The 17,597-nt window shown below is 69.8% G+C and carries 14 protein-coding genes; 3 read left to right on the top strand and 11 right to left on the bottom strand.

All coding sequences use genetic code 11. The annotated features are described in order from the left end of the window. Nucleotides 1-16 precede the first annotated feature (16 nt). From folD to FGX59_RS00490, 5 genes are read right to left on the bottom strand one after another with little or no spacing between them, the layout of a single operon-like run. Entirely contained in the window at nt 17-934 is a 918-nt protein-coding gene (gene folD, locus FGX59_RS00470; RefSeq protein WP_138464298.1) for a bifunctional methylenetetrahydrofolate dehydrogenase/methenyltetrahydrofolate cyclohydrolase FolD, read from the bottom strand. Beyond that, nucleotides 924-1,487, bottom strand: a complete 564-nt coding sequence (locus FGX59_RS00475; RefSeq protein WP_138464299.1) for a sarcosine oxidase subunit gamma — start codon at nt 1,485-1,487, stop codon at nt 924-926. Before FGX59_RS00475 ends, folD begins: the two co-directional genes overlap by 11 nt. Further along, nucleotides 1,480-4,425, bottom strand: a complete 2,946-nt coding sequence (locus FGX59_RS00480; protein ID WP_138464300.1) for a sarcosine oxidase subunit alpha family protein — start codon at nt 4,423-4,425, stop codon at nt 1,480-1,482. The genes FGX59_RS00475 and FGX59_RS00480 overlap by 8 nt, the downstream gene beginning before the upstream one ends. Then, nucleotides 4,422-4,694, bottom strand: a complete 273-nt coding sequence (locus tag FGX59_RS00485) for a sarcosine oxidase subunit delta (protein WP_138464301.1) — start codon at nt 4,692-4,694, stop codon at nt 4,422-4,424. Before FGX59_RS00485 ends, FGX59_RS00480 begins: the two co-directional genes overlap by 4 nt. A 7-nt stretch (nt 4,695-4,701) precedes the next feature. Next, nucleotides 4,702-5,952 (bottom strand): sarcosine oxidase subunit beta family protein, encoded by a 1,251-nt coding sequence (locus FGX59_RS00490; RefSeq protein ID WP_138464302.1) that lies wholly within the window; start codon nt 5,950-5,952, stop codon nt 4,702-4,704. Nucleotides 5,953-6,072: 120 nt separating this feature from the next. Between FGX59_RS00490 and FGX59_RS00495 the strand changes: the two genes are divergently transcribed. Further along, nucleotides 6,073-7,023, top strand: a complete 951-nt coding sequence (locus FGX59_RS00495) for a GlxA family transcriptional regulator (RefSeq protein WP_138464303.1) — start codon at nt 6,073-6,075, stop codon at nt 7,021-7,023. 54 nt (nt 7,024-7,077) lie between these two features. Here FGX59_RS00495 and glnT read toward each other — a convergent pair whose 3' ends face one another. The 6 genes from glnT to FGX59_RS00525 form a co-directional block, all read right to left on the bottom strand. After that, nucleotides 7,078-8,394: a type III glutamate--ammonia ligase gene (gene glnT / locus FGX59_RS00500; RefSeq protein WP_138464304.1), complete on the bottom strand. Its 1,317-nt coding sequence runs from the start codon at nt 8,392-8,394 to the stop codon at nt 7,078-7,080. A 73-nt stretch (nt 8,395-8,467) separates the two neighbouring features. Next, complete coding sequence (locus tag FGX59_RS00505) at nt 8,468-9,793, bottom strand: FMN-binding glutamate synthase family protein (protein WP_138464305.1); 1,326 nt, start codon at nt 9,791-9,793, stop codon at nt 8,468-8,470. Further along, nucleotides 9,793-10,476 carry a protein GlxC gene (locus tag FGX59_RS00510; RefSeq protein ID WP_138464306.1) on the bottom strand — a complete coding sequence of 228 codons (684 nt, stop codon included), beginning with the start codon at nt 10,474-10,476 and terminating at the stop codon, nt 9,793-9,795. The genes FGX59_RS00505 and FGX59_RS00510 overlap by 1 nt, the downstream gene beginning before the upstream one ends. Before the next feature lie 2 nt (nt 10,477-10,478). Further along, on the bottom strand, nt 10,479-11,372 hold the full coding sequence (locus FGX59_RS00515) for a glutamine amidotransferase family protein (RefSeq protein WP_138464307.1): 894 nt from the start codon (nt 11,370-11,372) through the stop codon (nt 10,479-10,481). Nucleotides 11,373-11,523: 151 nt separating this feature from the next. Continuing rightward, nucleotides 11,524-12,162 carry an XRE family transcriptional regulator gene (locus FGX59_RS00520; RefSeq protein WP_138464308.1) on the bottom strand — a complete coding sequence of 213 codons (639 nt, stop codon included), beginning with the start codon at nt 12,160-12,162 and terminating at the stop codon, nt 11,524-11,526. Between the two features lie 35 nt (nt 12,163-12,197). After that, nucleotides 12,198-13,478, bottom strand: coding sequence for an ABC transporter substrate-binding protein (locus FGX59_RS00525; RefSeq protein WP_138464309.1), 1,281 nt, complete (start codon nt 13,476-13,478; stop codon nt 12,198-12,200). A gap of 191 nt (nt 13,479-13,669) precedes the next feature. Between FGX59_RS00525 and FGX59_RS00530 the strand changes: the two genes are divergently transcribed. Then, on the top strand, nt 13,670-15,013 hold the full coding sequence (locus tag FGX59_RS00530; protein WP_138464312.1) for an NAD(P)-binding domain-containing protein: 1,344 nt from the start codon (nt 13,670-13,672) through the stop codon (nt 15,011-15,013). A gap of 58 nt (nt 15,014-15,071) precedes the next feature. Next, complete coding sequence (locus FGX59_RS00535) at nt 15,072-17,444, top strand: DUF1989 domain-containing protein (RefSeq protein ID WP_240722192.1); 2,373 nt, start codon at nt 15,072-15,074, stop codon at nt 17,442-17,444. Nucleotides 17,445-17,597: the final 153 nt, after the last annotated feature.

Here is a 17,597-nt window from a genome sequence, read left to right on the forward strand (position 1 = left end):
CTCTCTCTGTTGGAAATCAGGCGGTCAGATCCGCGGGGTCCGGGAGGTCATGGATCCGCGCGCAGGCGGTCAGGGTATTGGCAAGGAGGCAGGCGATGGTCATCGGCCCGACGCCGCCCGGGACCGGAGTGATCGCCCCGGCAACGTCCACGGCAGAGGCGAAATCGACATCGCCGACCAGCCGGGTCTTTCCCACGCCCTTCTCGGGCGCGGGGATGCGGTTGATGCCGACATCAATGACGGTGGCGCCGGGCTTCACCCAGGCGCCGGGGATCAACTGCGGCCGGCCGACAGCGGCGACCAGGATGTCGGCCCGGCGGCAGGTATCGGCAAGATCGGCGGTGCGGGAATGGGCGACGGTGACGGTGCAGCTCTCGCGCAGGAGGAGCTGCGCCATCGGCTTGCCGACGATGTTCGAGCGCCCGACCACCACGGCCGACTTGCCCGAGAGATCGCCCAGATGGTCGCGCAGCATCATCAGGCAGCCGAGCGGCGTGCAGGGCACCATCGCCTTCTGACCCGTCGCCAGCTTCCCGGCATTGGAGATGTGGAACCCGTCCACGTCCTTCTCCGGCGCGATGGCGTTGATGACGAGATCGGCGTCGAGATGCGCAGGCAGGGGCAGCTGCACGAGGATGCCATGCACCTGCGGGTCGGCATTCAGCCGCGCGATCAGGCCCAGAAGCGCCGCCTCCGAGGTCTCCGCGGGCAGCCGGTGCTCGAAGCTCTGCATGCCGCATTCGACCGTCTGGCGGGCCTTGTTGCGGACATAGACCTGGCTGGCCGGGTCCTCGCCCACCAGCACCACGGCGAGGCCGGGGACGATCCCCTGCGCCGCCATCTCCGCCACCCGGGCGGCGATCCGCGCGCGCAGCTTTGCGGCAAAGGCCTTGCCGTCGAGGAGGCGGGTCCGGTCCGTGGTCTCAGCTGTCATGGAGGGCCTCCATCCGTGCCATCGTGTCCGAAAGGGCGTGCCAGAGCGAGCCCGCGGCCGAGCGCATGCCCCAGACCGCCAGGCGGTCCGGCGAGCGGCGGAGCAGGAACACGCCCATATGGTGCAGCGCGGTGCGGCTGGCGCGGCCGGGCGCATAGGCGTCCCGCGGCAGGTTGACCAGCCGCTCGGCCAGCGCCTCGATCTGCGCCGCCTCGCCCGCGATCTCGAAGCAGGCCCAGCCATCGGTCTGCTCGGTCACGGCGGCGCCGGGCGCCGCCTGCTGCAGCCGCGCGGCGAAATCGGTTTCGGCCAGATCCGCGCCCTCGACCATCCACTGGTCCGGACCGGTCCAGAAGGCGGCCAGCGCGCCCTGGACGGACAGCCCGCCGGGACCGGGCAGCGCCAGGCCCTCGGGCGCGGGGGGCTCGGCGCCCCGGCCAAGCGCCAGCGAGGCCAGCGCAAGCTCCGGGCGCTCGGACAGGGTCAGCCGGGCGGCGCCGAGGACGCGCGGCGCGGTGCCGCCGAGCGCGGTGATCGGGGTCAGGTCAGTCACGCAGGCGCCCTCCTTCGGGATCGACGAAATGGGCGGAGACGACGCGCAGCTCGACGCGCTCCCCCTCCAGCGGGTTGGCGGCGATCACGGTCTCGCCGAGGCGGCTGGCGCCGTTCTCGAGGAAGCCGAGGCCGATCATGTGGCCCGCATGCGGGCTGAAGCAGGCCGAGGTGATCCAGCCCTGGTCATGGGCGGTGTCCTCGGGCGCGCCGGGCGCAAAGAGATGACTGCCGGGGACGACCTTCCGCGCCGGATCGGCGGGGGCGAGCCCCACCAGGCGGCGCGTGTCCTGGGCCACCCCCTCGCGGCGGGACATGACGGCGCCGATCGCGTCCTTCTTCTGCGACACCATCCGGCCGAGCCCCAGCATCGCCGCCGTGGTCTGGCCGTTCAGCTCGGCCCCTGCGGCATGGCCCTTCTCGATCCGCAGCACGCCGAGCGCCTCGGTCCCGTAGGGCGTCGCGCCCAGATCCGCGCCGAGCGCCATCAGCCGCTCCATCAGTGCCTGGCCGTAGCGGGCGGGCACCGCGATCTCGTAGGCCAGCTCGCCCGAGAAGGAGATCCGGAAGAGCCGCGCCCGGAGCCCGCCGCAGACCGTCAGCGCGGCGCAGGCCATGAAGGGGAAGGCCTCGTTCGACAGGTCGAAGCCGTCCGCGATCCGCGACAGCAGTTCGCGCGATTTCGGCCCCGCCACGGCGATCTGCGCCCAGGCATCGGTGGTCGAGATCAGCTGCACGTCGAGTTCGGGCCAGAGGCACTGGCGCGCGAATTCCATGTTGCGGAACACTGTCCCGGCATTGGCCGTCGTGGTGGTGACGACGTAATGCGCCTCGCCCAGCCGCGCGCAGGTGCCGTCGTCATAGGCGTGCCCGTCCTCGCGCAGCATCAGCCCGTAGCGGACCTTGCCCACCGGCAGCGTGCCCATCATGTTGGCGTAGACGCGGTTGAGGAATTCGCCCGCATCCGCCCCCTGCACGTCGATCTTGCCCAGCGTGGTCACGTCGCAGAGCCCGACGGCGGCGCGCACCGCCTGCGCCTCGCGGTCGACGCTTTCGCGCCAATGGGTCTCGCCCGGGCGGGGGAAGTACTGCGCGCGCATCCACGGCCCGACCTCGACAAAGGCTGCGCCCTGCGCCTCGGCCCAGGCATGGGTCGGGGTCAGCCGCGTCGGCCGGAAGGCCTTGCCCGTGTCGCCGCCGCCCAGCACGGACAGCGAGACGCCGGTATAGGGCGGACGGAAGATCGTCGTGCCGGTCTCGGGGATGGCCTTGCCGGTCAGCTCCGCCATCACCGCCAGCGCGGTGACATTGGCGGTCTTGCCCTGGTCGGTCGCCATGCCGAGCGTGGTCCAGCGCTTCAGGTGCTCGACCGGACGCATGTTCTCGCGATGCGCCAGCGCGATGTCCTTCACGGTCACGTCGTTCTGGAAATCGACCCAGGCGCGGCCCTTGCCCGGGACGTGCCAGAAGGCCTCCTGCCGCGCGGGCTCGGCCTCTGCCGCGGGCAGTTCGACCGGCGCCGGGGCGATCCCCAGATCGCCGAGCGCCTGCCCGGCCGCGCGCAGCCCGTCGGCCAGCGCCTCCGCCGTGCCACCCTGCCCGGCCGCAGCCCCGGCCGGGATCAGCCCGGCGGGTCCGCCCTCGCCCGGCAGGAAGGCCAGGTGGTCCTCGTCCCAGACCGGCCGGCCGCGGTGATGCGACGCCAGATGGACATTGGGGTTCCAGCCGCCCGAGACGCCCAGCAGCCCGCAGGACAGCCACTCGGCCCGGCCGTTGCGCATCACCTCGATCGCCGTCAGGCCCAGCCGCCCCTTCGTGCCGGTGACCATGGCCCCCGCGAAGGTTTCGTAGCCGCCGAGATTCGGCGCATCGGCACGCGGGTCAATCACGCCGAGGACCGGCACGCCCCGCGCGGCCAGCTGCGCCGCGGTGCGGTGGCCGTCATCGCCATTGGCGAAGATCGCCACCGGATCGGCCGCCTGCCGCTGCCCGGTCACGCCCCAGCGGTTCAGATAGGCCCGGATCGCCCCCGACAGCATGATCCCCGGGCGGTCATTGTCGCGGAAGGGGATATGCCGCTCGGTCGCGCCCGCGGCCAGGATGCTGCGCTTGGCAGTGATCCGCCAGAGCGTCTGGCGCACCTTGCCGCCCGGGGCCGCCAGATGGTCGGCCACCCGCTCCACCGCGCCGAAGATGCCGTGGTCATAGGCGCCGAAGACCGTCGTGCGGGTCATCAGCCGGACATTGGGCATTGCGGCCAGCTCTGCCGCCGCCTCCGCCGCCCAGTCCGCCGCGGGACGGCCGCCGATGCGCCCGCCCTCGGCCAGGAGCCGCCCGCCGAGCCGGAAATCCTCGTCGGCCAGGATCACCTCTGCCCCCGCGCGCCCGGCCGCCAGCGCCGCCGCGAGACCCGCCGCGCCGCCGCCGATCACCAGCAGGTCGCAATGGCGGTAGCCGCGGTCATAGGCGTCCGGATCCGGCAGCCCGGACAGCGCGCCCAGGCCCGCCGCCTTGCGGATCGCGGGCTCGTAGAGCTTCTCCCAGAACGCCTTCGGCCACATGAAGGTCTTGTAGTAGAACCCGGCGGCGAAGAAGGGCGAGAGCAGGTCGTTGACCGCCAGGAGGTCGCGCTCCAGCGGGCCGGCATGGTTCTGGCTCCGTGCCTCGAGCCCGTCGAAAAGCTCGGCCACGGTCGCCCGCGTGTTCGGCTCGGCCCGTGCGCCCGAGCGCAGCGTGACAAGCGCGTTCGGCTCTTCGCTGCCCGCCGAGATCGCGCCGCGCGGCCGGTGGTACTTGAAGCCGCGGCCCATCAGCTGGACGCCATTCGCCAGAAGCGCCGAGGCCAGCGTGTCGCCGGGATGGCCGGCATAGGCGCGGCCGTTGAAGCGGAAGCCGAGCGTCGTGCCGCGGTCGGTCAGGCCGCCGTCGATCCGGGTCATGCGGACCTCCGCGCCACGTCGGTGGCCAGTTCCGCGCCCAGGATCTCGTGGGTCAGCGTGTTGCGGGTGACGACCAGCCAGGAGCGGTCGCCCTGTTCGTGGAACCACAGCTCGCGGTGGATGCCGGCCGGGTTGTCGCGCAGGAAGACATAGTCGCAGAAGGCGGCCTCGCCCGCCTCCGGAGCGGGCCTGCCGATCAGTGCGGCATCGCCGAGATAGGTGAATTCCTGCGCGTCCCGCAGGCCGAGAAGGGGATGGGGTATCAGCATGTCGGTCTCAGTGCAGGTTGGGCTGGGCGCCGGCGCCCTTTTCGTCGATCAGGTGGCCGCGGGCGAAGCGGTCCAGCCGGTAGGCGGCGGCGGTCTCGTGCGGCCGGTCCGTGGCCAGCAGATGCGCGAAGGCATAGCCCGAGGCCGGGGTCGCCTTGAACCCGCCATAGCACCAGCCGGCATTGAGATAGAGCCCCTCGACCGGCGTGCGGTCGATGATCGGCGAGCCGTCCATCGACATGTCCATCACCCCGCCCCAGGCGCGCAGCAGCCGCGCCCGGCCGATCATCGGCATCAGCGCCATGCCGCCCTCGGCGACGTCCTCGATCACCGGCAGGTTGCCGCGCTGCGCATAGGAATTGTAGCCGTCGATATCGCCGCCGAAGACCAGCCCGCCCTTGTCCGACTGGCTGATGTAGAAATGCCCGGCGCCGAAGGTGATGACCGTGTCGATCAGCGGTTTCAGCCCCTCGGAGACGAAGGCCTGCAGCACGTGGCTCTCGATCGGCAGGCGCATCCCGGCCATCGACATCACCCGCGAGGAGCTGCCCGCCACCGCCACGCCGACCTTCTTCGCGCCGATGAAGCCGCGCGTGGTCTCGACGCCCTGCACCGCGCCGTTCTCGATGCGCAGGCCGGTGACCTCGCAATTCTGGATCAGGTCGACGCCGCGCTGGTCCGCGCCCCTGGCATAGCCCCAGGCGACGCCGTCATGGCGCGCGGTCCCGGCCCGGGCCTGCATCAGCCCGCCCTTGATCGGGAAGCGCGCATTATCGAAATTCAGGTAGGGCAGCCGCGCCCGCACGCCCTCGCGATCGAGAAGCTCGGCATCGGCGCCGGCCAGCCGCATCGCGTTGCCGCGGCGGCGGTAGGCGTCGCGCTGCGCGTCGGTATGGATCAGGTTGATGATCCCGCGCTGGCTGACCATCGAGTTGAAATTCGTCTCCTGCTCCAGGTTCTCCCAGAGCTTCATCGAGAATTCGTAGAAGGGCTCGTTGCCCGGCAGCAGGTAGTTCGAGCGGATGATCGTGGTGTTGCGGCCGATATTGCCCGAGCCGAGCCAGCCCTTCTCCAGCACCGCGACCCGCGCCTGGCCGAATTCCTTTGCCAGGTAGAAGGCCGTGGCCAGCCCGTGCCCGCCGCCGCCGACGACGATGATGTCATACGCCGCCTGCGGTTCGGGATCGCGCCAGAGCGGCCCCCAGCCCCGGTGCCCGGTCAGGGCCTCCTTGACGACTTTGAAACCTGAGAATTTCATCCAGTCCGCTCCTTGATGCAGGACCGTTCTAGCCGGGTTGCCATCCGCCGTTCTTCTTGATTCAGGACATTCGTTTCCGTATTACGGCCATGACCCAGAAATCTTCCGGAGCCGCGCGCCATGCGCAGACTCGCCTTCCTGCTGGCCGACGGCTACGCGCTGATGTCGACCGCCGCCGCGCTCGAGCCGCTGCGCGCGGCGAACCTCTTCGCGCCCTCCCCGGCCTATGACATCACGCTGCTTTCGACGACCGGGACGGAGGCGGTCTCCTCGATCGGCGCGGCCTTCCCGGCGCGCCACTACCGCGACGCGCTGCCGATCCACGACCTGATCTTCGTGGTGGCCGGGGGCGCGCCGGCGCGGATCGCCGACCCCGCGCTGCTGGGCTGGCTGCGCCAGGCCGACCGCAACGGCGCGGCGCTCGGCGGGATCTCCGGGGGGGCGGTGGTGCTGGCGCGGGCCGGACTGCTCTCGGGGCGGCGCTTCACCGTGCACTGGCACCATTACGGCGATTTCGAGACGATGCCCGGCGACTGGCTGCTGGAGCGGCGGCTCTTCGTCATCGACCGCGACCGCTATACCTGCGCGGGCGGCACGGCGCCGCTCGACATGATGCATGCGATCATCGCCCGCGACCATGGCACCGGCTTCGCGCAGCGGATTTCCGACTGGTTCATCCAGACCGAGATCCGCGGGGCCGAGGCGCCGCAGACCGCCTCGATCGCGGCGCGCTACGGGCCGCTGCCCGCACCGGTCGCGGCCGCGCTGGAGCTGATGGAGAGCCATATCGCCGACCCGCTGGGGCTGGAGCAGATCGCGGCGCTGGCCGGGATCTCGGCGCGCCAGCTGCAGCGGCAGTTCCGCGAGAGCCTCGGCCGTGCGGTGATGGCCGAGTACCGGCGGCTCAGGCTCGAGACCGGGCGCGAGCTGCTGGCCTCCACCCGGCTGCCGCTCTCGGCGATCGCGCAGATGACGGGCTTCGCCGCCCAGGCGCATTTCTCGGACGCGTTCCGGCGCGAATACGGGCTTGCCCCCTCGGCGCTGCGGCGGAACGAAAAAGGCCCGGCATGATGCCGGGCCAGGAGCAAGGCCGGAGGCAGGAAGACCTCCGGCACAGGGACCCCGTCAGATGTCGAGGGTGTTCTCCTTCTCCCATCGCGAGAAATGCGAGACGAAGGAGGTCCATTCCTGCATCTTCATCTTCACGTAGGAGCCGGAGAAGGACTCGCCCAGCATCGCCTTGAGGCCGGCATCCGCGTCGAAGGCCCGGAGCGCGTCGAGCAGATTCAGCGGCAGCTTCGGCGCATCCTTGACCGTGTGGCCCTCGGCATACATGTCGATGTCCCGGCGCGGGCCCGGATCGGCCTTGGCGCGCAGCCCCGAAAGGCCCGCCGCGATGATGACGGCCTGCAGCAGGTAGGGGTTCGCCGCGCCGTCGGGCAGGCGCAGCTCGAACCGGCCCGGGCCCGGGACGCGGACCATGTGGGTGCGGTTGTTGCCGGTCCAGGTCACGGTGTTCGGCGCCCAGGTCGCCCCCGAGATCGTGCGCGGCGCGTTGATCCGCTTGTAGCTGTTCACCGTAGGGTTGGTGATCGCGGCCAGCGCCTCGGCATGCTTCATGATCCCGCCGAGGAAATGCCCGCCCCGCTCGGAGAGCCCGACCTCGCCCAGCTGCCCGCCGGCATCGCCCGCGAAGGCGTTGACCTTGCCGTCGAGATCCCAGACCGAGATATGCGCGTGGCAGCCATTGCCGGTCAGCCCCTCGATCGGCTTCGGCATGAAGGTGGCGCGCAGGCCGTGCTTCTCGGCGACGGACTTCACCATGAACTTGAAGAAGCTGTGGCGGTCGGCGGTGACCAGCGCGTCGGCGAAGTCCCAGTTCATCTCGAACTGGCCGTTGGCGTCCTCGTGGTCGTTCTGGTAGGGGCCCCAGCCCAGCTCGGCCATGTAGTCGCAGATCTCGGCGATCACATCATAGCGGCGCATCACCGCCTGCTGGTCGTAGCAGGGCTTCTCCGCGGTATCGAACGGGTCCGAGATCGCCGTGCCCTCGGGGGTCAGCAGGAAGAACTCCGCCTCGATCCCGGTCTTGACGCGCAGCCCCTCCGAGGCGGCCTCGGCGACGAGCTTCTTCAGCACGTTGCGCGGCGCCTGCTCGACGCTTTCGCCTTCCATCACGCAATCGGCCGGCACCCAGGCGACTTCCGGCTTCCAGGGCAGCTGCACCACCGCGGCCGCGTCCGGCACGGCCAGCATGTCGGGATGCGCGGGCGTCAGGTCGAGCCAGGTGGCGAAACCGGCGAAGCCCGCTCCGTCCTCGGCCATGCCGGCAATCGCCTGGGCGGGGACCAGCTTCGCGCGCTGGCCACCGAAGAGGTCGGTATAGGAGATCATGAAGTACTTGATGCCGCGGTCGGCGGCATAGGCGGCGAGATCGGTCATCTTCGCGTCCTTTTCCCTGTCATATGCGCGGGGCGGATCCGTGCCCGCCCCGTCCTTCACTCGTCTGTCCGGATCAGAAGCCCGGCTTGCCCGGCCACCAGTCAGTGCCCGCCAGCGGCACCCGCGCCATCGCGGCCGCCTCCATGGTCAGCGCGCAGAGATCCTCGGGCTCCAGGTTGTGGACATGGCTCTTGCCGCAGGCGCGCGCCAGCGTCTGGCATTCCAGCGTCATCACGTTGAGGTAGTTCCGCAGCCGCCGCCCGCCCTCGACCGGGTCGAGCCGCGCGGCAAGCGCCGGATCCTGGGTGGTGATGCCGGCCGGGTCGCGCCCCTCGTGCCAGTCGTCATAGGCGCCGGTCGTGGTGCCGAGCTTCTGGTACTCGCTTTCCCATTTCGGGTCGTTGTCGCCGAGCGCCACCAGCGCCGCGGTGCCGATCGCCACGGCATCCGCGCCGAGCGCCAGCGCCTTGGCCATGTCCGCGCCCGAGCGGATGCCGCCCGAAACCACCAGCTGCACCTCGCGGTGCATGCCCAGATCCTGCAGCGCCTGCACGGCGGGACGGATGCAGGCCAGCGTCGGCTGGCCGACATTCTCGATGAAGACGTCCTGGGTGGCCGCGGTGCCGCCCTGCATCCCGTCCAGCACGACCACGTCCGCCCCGGCCTTCACCGCCAGCGCCGTGTCGTAATAGGGCCGCGCGCCGCCGACCTTGATGTAGATCGGCTTTTCCCAGTTGGTGATCTCGCGCAGCTCGAGGATCTTGATCTCCAGATCGTCCGGGCCGGTCCAGTCGGGATGGCGGCAGGCCGAGCGCTGGTCGATCCCCACCGGCAGGTCGCGCATCCCCGCGACGCGCTCGGTGATCTTCTGGCCAAGCAGCATGCCGCCGCCGCCGGGCTTGGCGCCCTGCCCGACCACGATCTCGATCGCGTCGGCGCGGCGCAGGTCGTCGGGGTTCATGCCGTAGCGCGAGGGCAGGTACTGGTAGACCAGCTTCTCGGAATGGCCGCGCTCTTCCTCGGTCATGCCGCCGTCGCCGGTCGTCGTCGAGGTGCCCGCCAGCGTCGCGCCGCGTCCCAGCGCCTCTTTCGCATTGCCCGAGAGCGCGCCGAAGGACATGCCCGCGATGGTGACGGGGATCTTCAGCTCGATCGGCTTCTTGGCGAAGCGCGTGCCCAGCGTCACGCCGGTGCCGCATTTCTCGCGGTAGCCTTCCAGCGGATAGCGCGACATCGAGGCGCCGAGGAACAGCAGGTCGTCGAAATGCGGGACCCGGCGCTTGGCGCCGCCGCCGCGGATGTCGTAGATGCCGGTTTCCGCCGCGCGGCGGATCTCGGCATTCACCTCGCGCGAGAAAGTCCAGCTCTGGCGCGGCTCGGTCGGGGGGGTCTTGTCCATCAGTATGCGTCCGCGTGGTCGATGTTGAAATTGTAGAGCGTCCGGGCAGACCCGTAGCGGCGGAACTCCTCCGGCTTCGCCTCGGCCCCGGCCTTCGCCAGCAGATCCGCCAGCAGCGCGAGATGCTCGGGGCGCATCTCCTTCTCGACGCAGTCCGCGCCGAGCGACTTGACGGCGCCGCGCACGAAGATCCGCGCCTCGTAGAGGCTGTCGCCGAGCGCTTCGCCCGCATCGCCCAGCACCACCAGGTTGCCCTTCTGCGCCATGAAGGCCGACATGTGGCCGATGCTGCCATGCACGACGATGTCGATGCCCTTCATCGAGATGCCGCAGCGCGAGGAGGCATTGCCCTTGATGTTCAGGAGCCCGCCATGGCCGGTCGCCCCGGCATACTGGCTGGCATCGCCCTCGATCGTGACCGTGCCCGACATCATGTTCTCGGCCACGCCCGGCCCGGCCGAGCCCTCGACCGTGATGGCAGCCTCCTTGTTCATGCCCGCGCAGTAATAGCCCGTCGAGCCCTTCACCGTGACCGCAAGCGGCCCGTCGAGCCCGACCGCCACGGCATGGGCGCCGCGCGGATTGGCGATCTCGTAGGCGGCATTGGCCTGCGCCTTCGCCGCGCCCTGCAGCGTCTCGTTGATTTCGCGCAGGCTCAGCTGCGCCATGTCCAGAACGGTCATTCTCAGCGCTCCCAGAAATAGACGGTGGCAGGCTCGGGCTCCCAGACCCGCGCGGCCTCGATGCCCGGCAGATCCGCGAAGGCGCGGTATTCGGAGGCGAAGGCGACATAGTCGCCGGTCTCGGCCATCACCGCGGGCTTGCAGGCGATCGGGTCGCGCACCACGCCGAAGCCGGTCTCGGTGCCGGTGACGAAGGTGAAGAACCCGTCGAGATCCGCGAGCGTCCCCTCCAGCGCCTCGCCCAGCGTCGCGCCCTCGGCGATCCGCGAGGAGATGTAGGCCGCGCCCACCTCGGTGTCGTTCTCGGTGCGGGTGAAGACGCCCTTCTTCGCCAGCTTGCGGCGCATCTGGTTGTGGTTCGACAAGCTGCCGTTATGCACGAGGCACTGGTCGGCGGCGGTCGAGAACGGGTGCGCGCCAAGCGTCGTGACGGCGGATTCGGTGGCCATGCGGGTATGGCCGATGCCGTGGCTGCCGCCCATGGCGCGGATGCCGAAGCGCTCGGCCACGTCCTTCGGAAGCCCGGTCTCCTTGTAGATCTCCATCGACCGGCCGGTGCCCATCACCCGCAGCCCGCGCGCCTCGAGCGCCTCGAGAAGCGGGGCGAGCGCGCCTTCCGCGACCGACAGCACCGCATGGGTGTCGACCGCCTTCATCGCCACCGGCGTGCCGAGCTCTTCCGCGAGCGCGTCGCCCAGCCCGGCAAATGCCGCGGCGGGCGCGTCCGACTGGATGGTGACCTTGACCTGGCCCCGGGCGCCGTCATCGCCGTAGATCGCGATCCCGGCGCTGTCCGGCCCGCGATCCGTCATCGTCACCAGCATGTCCGCGAGCATCGCGCCCAGGCGCGGGCGCAGTCCCTCATTCTTCAGAAATAAGCCGACAATGCCACACATGGGTCCTCCATAAGGGTCTGGGAGGCGGCGATTCCGCCTGTCCCTGACAGCCTTAGGAGGAAACAAACATTCTTGCCAGTAAAATTCACTGCCTCGCAGGAAATTTTTTTCTCCCCGGGGAATACTGCCCGGAAAACCGGCCGAGGCGGTCTCAGCCCTTCTGCGGATAGGTGATGATCGACAGGTAGCGGATCGGCAGGCGCTGCAGCTCCTCGGGGCCGTGCGGCGCGTCGGAGTCGAAGAGCAGCGTGTCGCCCGGCTCCATCCGGTAGAGCCCGTCGCCATGGCGGTAGCCCATCTCGCCCTCGAGCATGTAGAGCATCTCGATCCCCTCGTGCTGGAAGGTGGGGAAGGTGTCGCTCTTGTCGGTCAGGGTGATCATGTAGGGCTCGACCACCACGCCGGAATTGTTCGACCCGATATGGCCGAGCAGGTGGTACTGGTGCCCGGCCCGCGTGCCCGCGCGGTCGGTCTCCGCCCCCTCGCCCGCCTTGACCAGCATGCAGCCGCGCTCTTCCTCGAAGCCCGAGAAGAGCTGCACCAGCGGCACGCGCAGCGCATGCGCCAGGGTCTGGATGGTCGAGAGCGAGGGCGAGATCACGCCGTTCTCGATCTTCGAGAGCATGCCGACCGACAGCCCCGCCGAGGCGGCGAGCTCCGCCCCGGTCAGCCGCTGGCGCTTGCGCAGCTCGCGCACCGACCGGCCGATCGCGACTTCCAGGTTCTTCTCGCGCACCTCCCGGATGGCATGGGGGTTCTGTCCCGGCCGGGCCTCCGCCGTCTTCTTCATCGCTGCCTCGTCCTTTTCCTGCCGTCGCGCGCCGCCTACGGTTCGCCCATGGCGCGCCGCAGATCAGGTTTCAGCCGCTGGTGCCAGAGCTGATCGAGCTTGCCCAGCTCCTCGATCAGGGTGCCGCCATGCGCCTCCAGCCAGTCGAGCACCGAGCCGAAGCCCTGGATCCGCGCCTTGCCGTCGCGGATCGCCACTACCGGCCAGTCGCCGACCAGCGCATTGTCGATGCCGTAGACCTCGGTGCCCCACCAGCGCGCCATGCCGAAAGCGTGCGGCATCTGCCGCCCCCGCTTCATCGCCGCCAGCACCGAGGGCGCGGCCAGGCTTTCCGCCGTCTCGACCGCCGCGTGCCAGAGATCCAGAATGGCAGCGTATTCCCAGCTGACCGCCGTCCACTGGCCGGGGAAGCGGTCGACATAGGCGTCGTAGAAGGCCTTCGGGCGGCGGAAGAAGAACTCCGCCGATTCCAGCGCCGGATCGTCGAAATCGGGGAACTGGAAGGTGAAGCGCTCCATGAACTCGGGCGAGGTGCGCGCCACCAGCCGGTCGTAGCCGTCGCAGGTGCAGGCCAGGATCTCGCCCTTGAAGCCCGCCTCGTAGGCCGCGACGGTCAGCGCGTCGATCACCGGCGGCGCCGAGGAGCACCAGCACAGGATGTCCGGCGCCGCGGCCATCATGTCCCGGACGATGGCCGCGGCATCCGCGCTTTCCGCATCGTAACGGGTTTCATGGACGATCTCGCGCCCGGCGACGCGGAAGGCAGCCCGGTAGGTCGCCAGCGACGGCAGGCCCAGCCGGTCGGTCTGCGAGCAGAGCGCCACGCGCCGCGCCTGCGGCCGGTGCCGCGCCAGCCAGTCGACGCCGGTGACATTGAAGAAGGGATGCACCTCGCTCGGCGCGATCAGGAAGGGATGCTCGGGCGTCAGGTCCGAGGGCAGCAGCGTCGCGGTCAGCACCCGGCGCTCAGCCAGGTAGGCCAGGGCCAGCGCCATCTCCGCCCCGCCCAGCGTCAGCACCAGCCGGACGCGGCGCGTCTCCACCATCTCGCGCGCCGCCGCCAGCGCCGCCATCTCGCCCAGGGCGCTGTCCTCGACCACCAGCTCCACCTGGTGGCGCTTGCCGCCGAGCATCAGCCCGCCATGCGCATTGATCCAGTCCGCCCAGATCCGGCAGCCGTCGATTCCCGGCCGTCCCCAGGGCTCTTCTGGGCCGGAAAACGGCACCAGAGCGCCGATCCGCACCGGCGCGCGGTCCTGCACGCTCAGCCGCGGCAGGTTGCCCGTCGCCAGTAGGCGCTGTGCCAGCGATGCCATCGCGACCCGTTTCCCTTCTGCCCAAAATCTAGCCGTCCGCCCGGTGCGGCTCCGGAAATGATATTCCCCCAAAGAAAATTCATTGACCACCAGAAAATTATGGCCCACCCAAAATCATCATAAGGAACCAATTTCTAACTTTGGTCCAAACCACCTTCAGGACAGCCGAGAACAGCGCAGGGAGATATGCCGTGAAGAAACGAGTTGCCGTCATCGGAGCGGGGCCCTCCGGCCTTGCCCAGCTCCGCGCCTTCCAGTCCGCCGCGCAGAAGGGCGCGGAGATCCCCGAAATCGTCTGCTTCGAGAAGCAGTCGAACTGGGGCGGGTTGTGGAACTATTCCTGGCGCACCGGGGTCGACGAGCACGGCGAGCCGGTCCATGGCTCGATGTACCGCTACCTCTGGTCGAACGGGCCGAAGGAAGGCCTTGAATTCGCCGACTATTCCTTCGAGGAACATTTCGGCAAGCAGATCGCCTCCTATCCGCCGCGGGCCGTGCTCTTCGACTATATCGAGGGCCGCGTGCTGAAGGCCGATGTCCGCGGCTGGATCCGCTTCTCCAGCGTGATCCGCTGGGTCGAGTCCGATCCAGAGACCGGGCAGTTCGCCGTCACCGTCCATGACCTGGCCGGGGACCGCGTCTACCGCGAGATCTTCGACCACGTGATCGTCGCCTCGGGGCATTTCTCCTCGCCGAACGTGCCGGACTATCCCGGCTTCGACCAGTTCAACGGCCGCATCCTGCATGCCCATGACTTCCGCGACGCGCGCGAATTCGAGGGCAAGGACGTGCTGGTCGTCGGCGCCTCCTATTCGGCCGAGGATATCGGCTCGCAATGCTGGAAATACGGCGCGCGCTCGGTCACCAGCTGCTACCGCTCGGCGCCGATGGGCTTTGACTGGCCGCAGAACTGGGAGGAGAAGCCCGCGCTCGAGCGGGTCGAGGGCCGCACTGCCGTCTTCTCCGACGGGAGCTCGCGCGAGGTCGACGCGATCATCCTGTGCACCGGCTACCGCCATGTCTTCCCCTTCCTGCCCGACGAGCTGCGGCTGAAGACGGCGAACCGGCTGGCGACGGCGGATCTGTGGAAGGGCGTGGCCTATGTCCACAACACGGCGCTGTTCTACCTCGGCATGCAGGACCAGTGGTTCACCTTCAACATGTTCGACGCCCAGGCCTGGTTCGTGCGCGACATCATCCTGGGCCGCATCGAGGTGCCCGCCGACAGCCAGGCGCTGATGGCCGATGTCGCCGAGCGCGAGGCGCGCGAGGAGGCCTCGGACGACACCAAATACGCGATCCGCTACCAGGGCGACTACGTGAAGGAGCTGATCGCCGAGACCGATTATCCCTCCTTCGATGTCGACGGCGCCTGCGAGGCCTTCTTCGAATGGAAGGCGCACAAGGCCGAGAACATCATGGGCTTCCGCGACAATGCCTATCGCTCGGTGATCACCGGCTCGATGGCGCCCCTGCACCACACGCCGTGGAAGGACGCGCTGGACGACAGCATGGAGGCCTACCTGGCCAACTGACCCGCCTGCCGACGGGGGCCTCCGGCCCCCGGATCCCCCAGTCAAGGAGACCCGTGCCGTGATCCCCCACCCGACCGGCCTGCCCTTCCGTTCCGGCCCGCCCCGCGCCTCTGCCCCGCGCCGCGCTGCCGCCTACCGCCGCGCCCCGGGCGACGAATGGCACCGCGTCGCCGGCGGCGGCGCCGTGCTGGTGGAGCTGCGGCCGGGCGACGGCGTCACGCTCGCCAATCCCGAGGGCGGGCAGATCTGCGAGATGCTGGCCGCCCGTCCCGGCGGGCAGGCCGATCCCGGGCTGCTGGGGGTTCCAGCCGATGCGCCGGGCGACGGGCTGCGCGCGGTGCTGGCCAGCGGCGCCTCCGGCATGGCGCGGCTCTGCGCCGGGCTGGCGCGGCGCGGGATCGATCCGGCAGGGGCGCGGACGGTCTCGCTTTTCGGCGCGGCCTCGCCCGCGGGCGACACGGCCGGCTTCACCGCCACCGGCGCGGGCTGGCTGCTGGTCGCCGCGCCCGCGCCTCTGCCCGATTTCGAGGCCCAGGCCACTGCCACGCCTCTGGTGCTGCGCATCGCCCGCGCCGCCCCGCGCGAGACCGGGCGTTTCGCCCTGCCCGATCCGCTGGCCGATCCGCTGCAGGATCTGCGCATCGCCTCCGCCACCGCGCGCGCCTACCGCGTCGCCAAGGGGGAGTTCCTGCAGATCCTCGATGTCGACGGGCGGCAATGCACGGATTTCCAGTGCTTCGACGCCCGCAAGGCCGATCGCGGCCTGTTCCTGCCGCTCGATGTCACCACCACCCGCACGATCCAGGGCCATGGCTATCCGATGCCCGGGCTGCACGGGAAGTATTTCGACCAGGAGCTGACCCCGCTGGTCGAGGTCGTGCAGGACACCTGCGGCCGCCACGACGCCTTCGCGCTGGCCTGCAATGCCAAGTACTACGACGATATCGGCTATCCCGGCCATGCCAACTGCTCGGACAATTTCAACGCCGCGCTGGCGCCCTACGGCATTCCCGGCCGGCCGGGCTGGATGGCGGCGAATTTCTTCTTCAACACCGCGATCGACGCCCATGGGGTGATGACCGCCGACGAGCCCTGGTCGCGCCCGGGCGACTACGTGCTGATGCGCGCGCTGACCGATCTGGTCTGCGTCTCCTCCGCCTGTCCCGACGACACGTCCGCGGCCAATGGCTGGCACCCGAGCGACATCCATGTCCGCACCTATGGCGCGGCCGAGCGGTTCTGCCGCGCGACGGCCTGGCGTCCGACCCCCGACGAGGATCCGATCATGACCCGCGAAAGCGCCTTCCATGACAGCTTTGCCGCGATGACCGCGGATTTCGCCGACTATAACGGGTTCTGGCTGCCGAACAGCTTTCCGCAATGCGACGTGCTGGAAAGCTACTGGGCCTGCCGCGAGAAGGCGGTGGTGATGGACCTCTCGGCGCTGCGGAAATTCGAGGTCACCGGCCCCGACGCAGAAGGCCTGCTCAACTGGGTGCTGACCCGCAATGTCGAGAAGCTGGGCCAGGGCCAGGTCGTCTATTCGGCCATGTGCCATCCCCATGGCGGCATGATCGACGACGGCACGCTCTTCCGGCTGGGGGCGCAGAACTTCCGCTGGATCGGCGGCACGGATGCGGGCGGCGCCTGGATGCGCGAGGAGGCGGCGCGGCTGGGGCTCGACGTGATGATCCGCTCCTCCACCGACCAGATGAACAACCTCGCGGTGCAGGGCCCGGCCTCGCGCGCGCTGGTCTCCGGGGTGTTCTGGACCGCCCCGCACCAGCCGCGGCTCGATGAGCTGGCCTGGTTCCGCTTCTGCCCCGCCCGGCTCGGCGGGCCCGAGGGCGCCCCGGTGGTGATCTCGCGCACCGGCTATACCGGCGAGCTCGGCTACGAGATCTTCTGCCATCCCAGGGACGGCAAGGCGGTGTTCGACGCGATCTGGGAGGCCGGGCAGCCGCACGGGCTACGGCCGATGGGGCTCGCCGCGCTCGATCTGGTGCGGATCGAGGCGGGGCTGGTCTTCGCGGGCTACGACTTCTCCGACCAGACCGACCCGTTCGAGGCCGGGATCGGCTTCACCGTGCCCCTGAAATCGAAGACGGCGGATTTCGCCGGGCGCGACGCGCTCCTGCGGCGCAAGGAGCATCCCGCGCGCAAATTCGTCGGGCTGGAGATCGAGGGCCAGTCGCCGGTGGCGCATGGCGACTGCATCCGCATCGGCCGCGCGCAGGTGGGCGAGATCTGCTCAGCGATGCGCAGCCCGCAGAGCGGCACCTGGATCGCGCTCGCCCGGCTGGACGTCGCCTGCGCGGCCGAGGGTACGGCGGTCGAGGTCGGCCAGCTCGACGGCCATATCAAGCGCTATCCCGCCCGCGTCGTGCCCTTCCCGCATTACGACCCGCAGAAGACCAGGCCGCGCTCCTGAGCACCCGGGGGAGGCCGTCCGGTTTCCCCCGCCCGCCATTTGCGGATCGGCGCCGGGCAACTCTCCGCCTGGCGGACATCCGTTCACGAAGTCGACCGCTGTCGCCTTTTGCAGATCTCTGGCGAATTTTAGCCAATTTTCATCCGGCCCCCT

The organism is Poseidonocella sp. HB161398, from assembly GCF_005870025.1.
Lineage (GTDB): Bacteria > Pseudomonadota > Alphaproteobacteria > Rhodobacterales > Rhodobacteraceae > Mangrovicoccus.

Excerpts from the sequence above, each read along its gene's own strand:
- folD (WP_138464298.1), bottom strand. The coding sequence starts at position 934 with ATGACAGCTGAGACCACGGACCGGACCCGCCTCCTCGACGGCAAGGCC.
- FGX59_RS00480 (WP_138464300.1), bottom strand. The coding sequence starts at position 4,425 with ATGACCCGGATCGACGGCGGCCTGACCGACCGCGGCACGACGCTCGGC.
- FGX59_RS00485 (WP_138464301.1), bottom strand. The coding sequence starts at position 4,694 with ATGCTGATACCCCATCCCCTTCTCGGCCTGCGGGACGCGCAGGAATTC.
- FGX59_RS00490 (WP_138464302.1), bottom strand. The coding sequence starts at position 5,952 with ATGAAATTCTCAGGTTTCAAAGTCGTCAAGGAGGCCCTGACCGGGCAC.
- FGX59_RS00495 (WP_138464303.1), top strand. The coding sequence starts at position 6,073 with ATGCGCAGACTCGCCTTCCTGCTGGCCGACGGCTACGCGCTGATGTCG.
- glnT (WP_138464304.1), bottom strand. The coding sequence starts at position 8,394 with ATGACCGATCTCGCCGCCTATGCCGCCGACCGCGGCATCAAGTACTTC.
- FGX59_RS00505 (WP_138464305.1), bottom strand. The coding sequence starts at position 9,793 with ATGGACAAGACCCCCCCGACCGAGCCGCGCCAGAGCTGGACTTTCTCG.
- FGX59_RS00510 (WP_138464306.1), bottom strand. The coding sequence starts at position 10,476 with ATGACCGTTCTGGACATGGCGCAGCTGAGCCTGCGCGAAATCAACGAG.
- FGX59_RS00515 (WP_138464307.1), bottom strand. The coding sequence starts at position 11,372 with ATGTGTGGCATTGTCGGCTTATTTCTGAAGAATGAGGGACTGCGCCCG.
- FGX59_RS00520 (WP_138464308.1), bottom strand. The coding sequence starts at position 12,162 with ATGAAGAAGACGGCGGAGGCCCGGCCGGGACAGAACCCCCATGCCATC.
- FGX59_RS00525 (WP_138464309.1), bottom strand. The coding sequence starts at position 13,478 with ATGGCATCGCTGGCACAGCGCCTACTGGCGACGGGCAACCTGCCGCGG.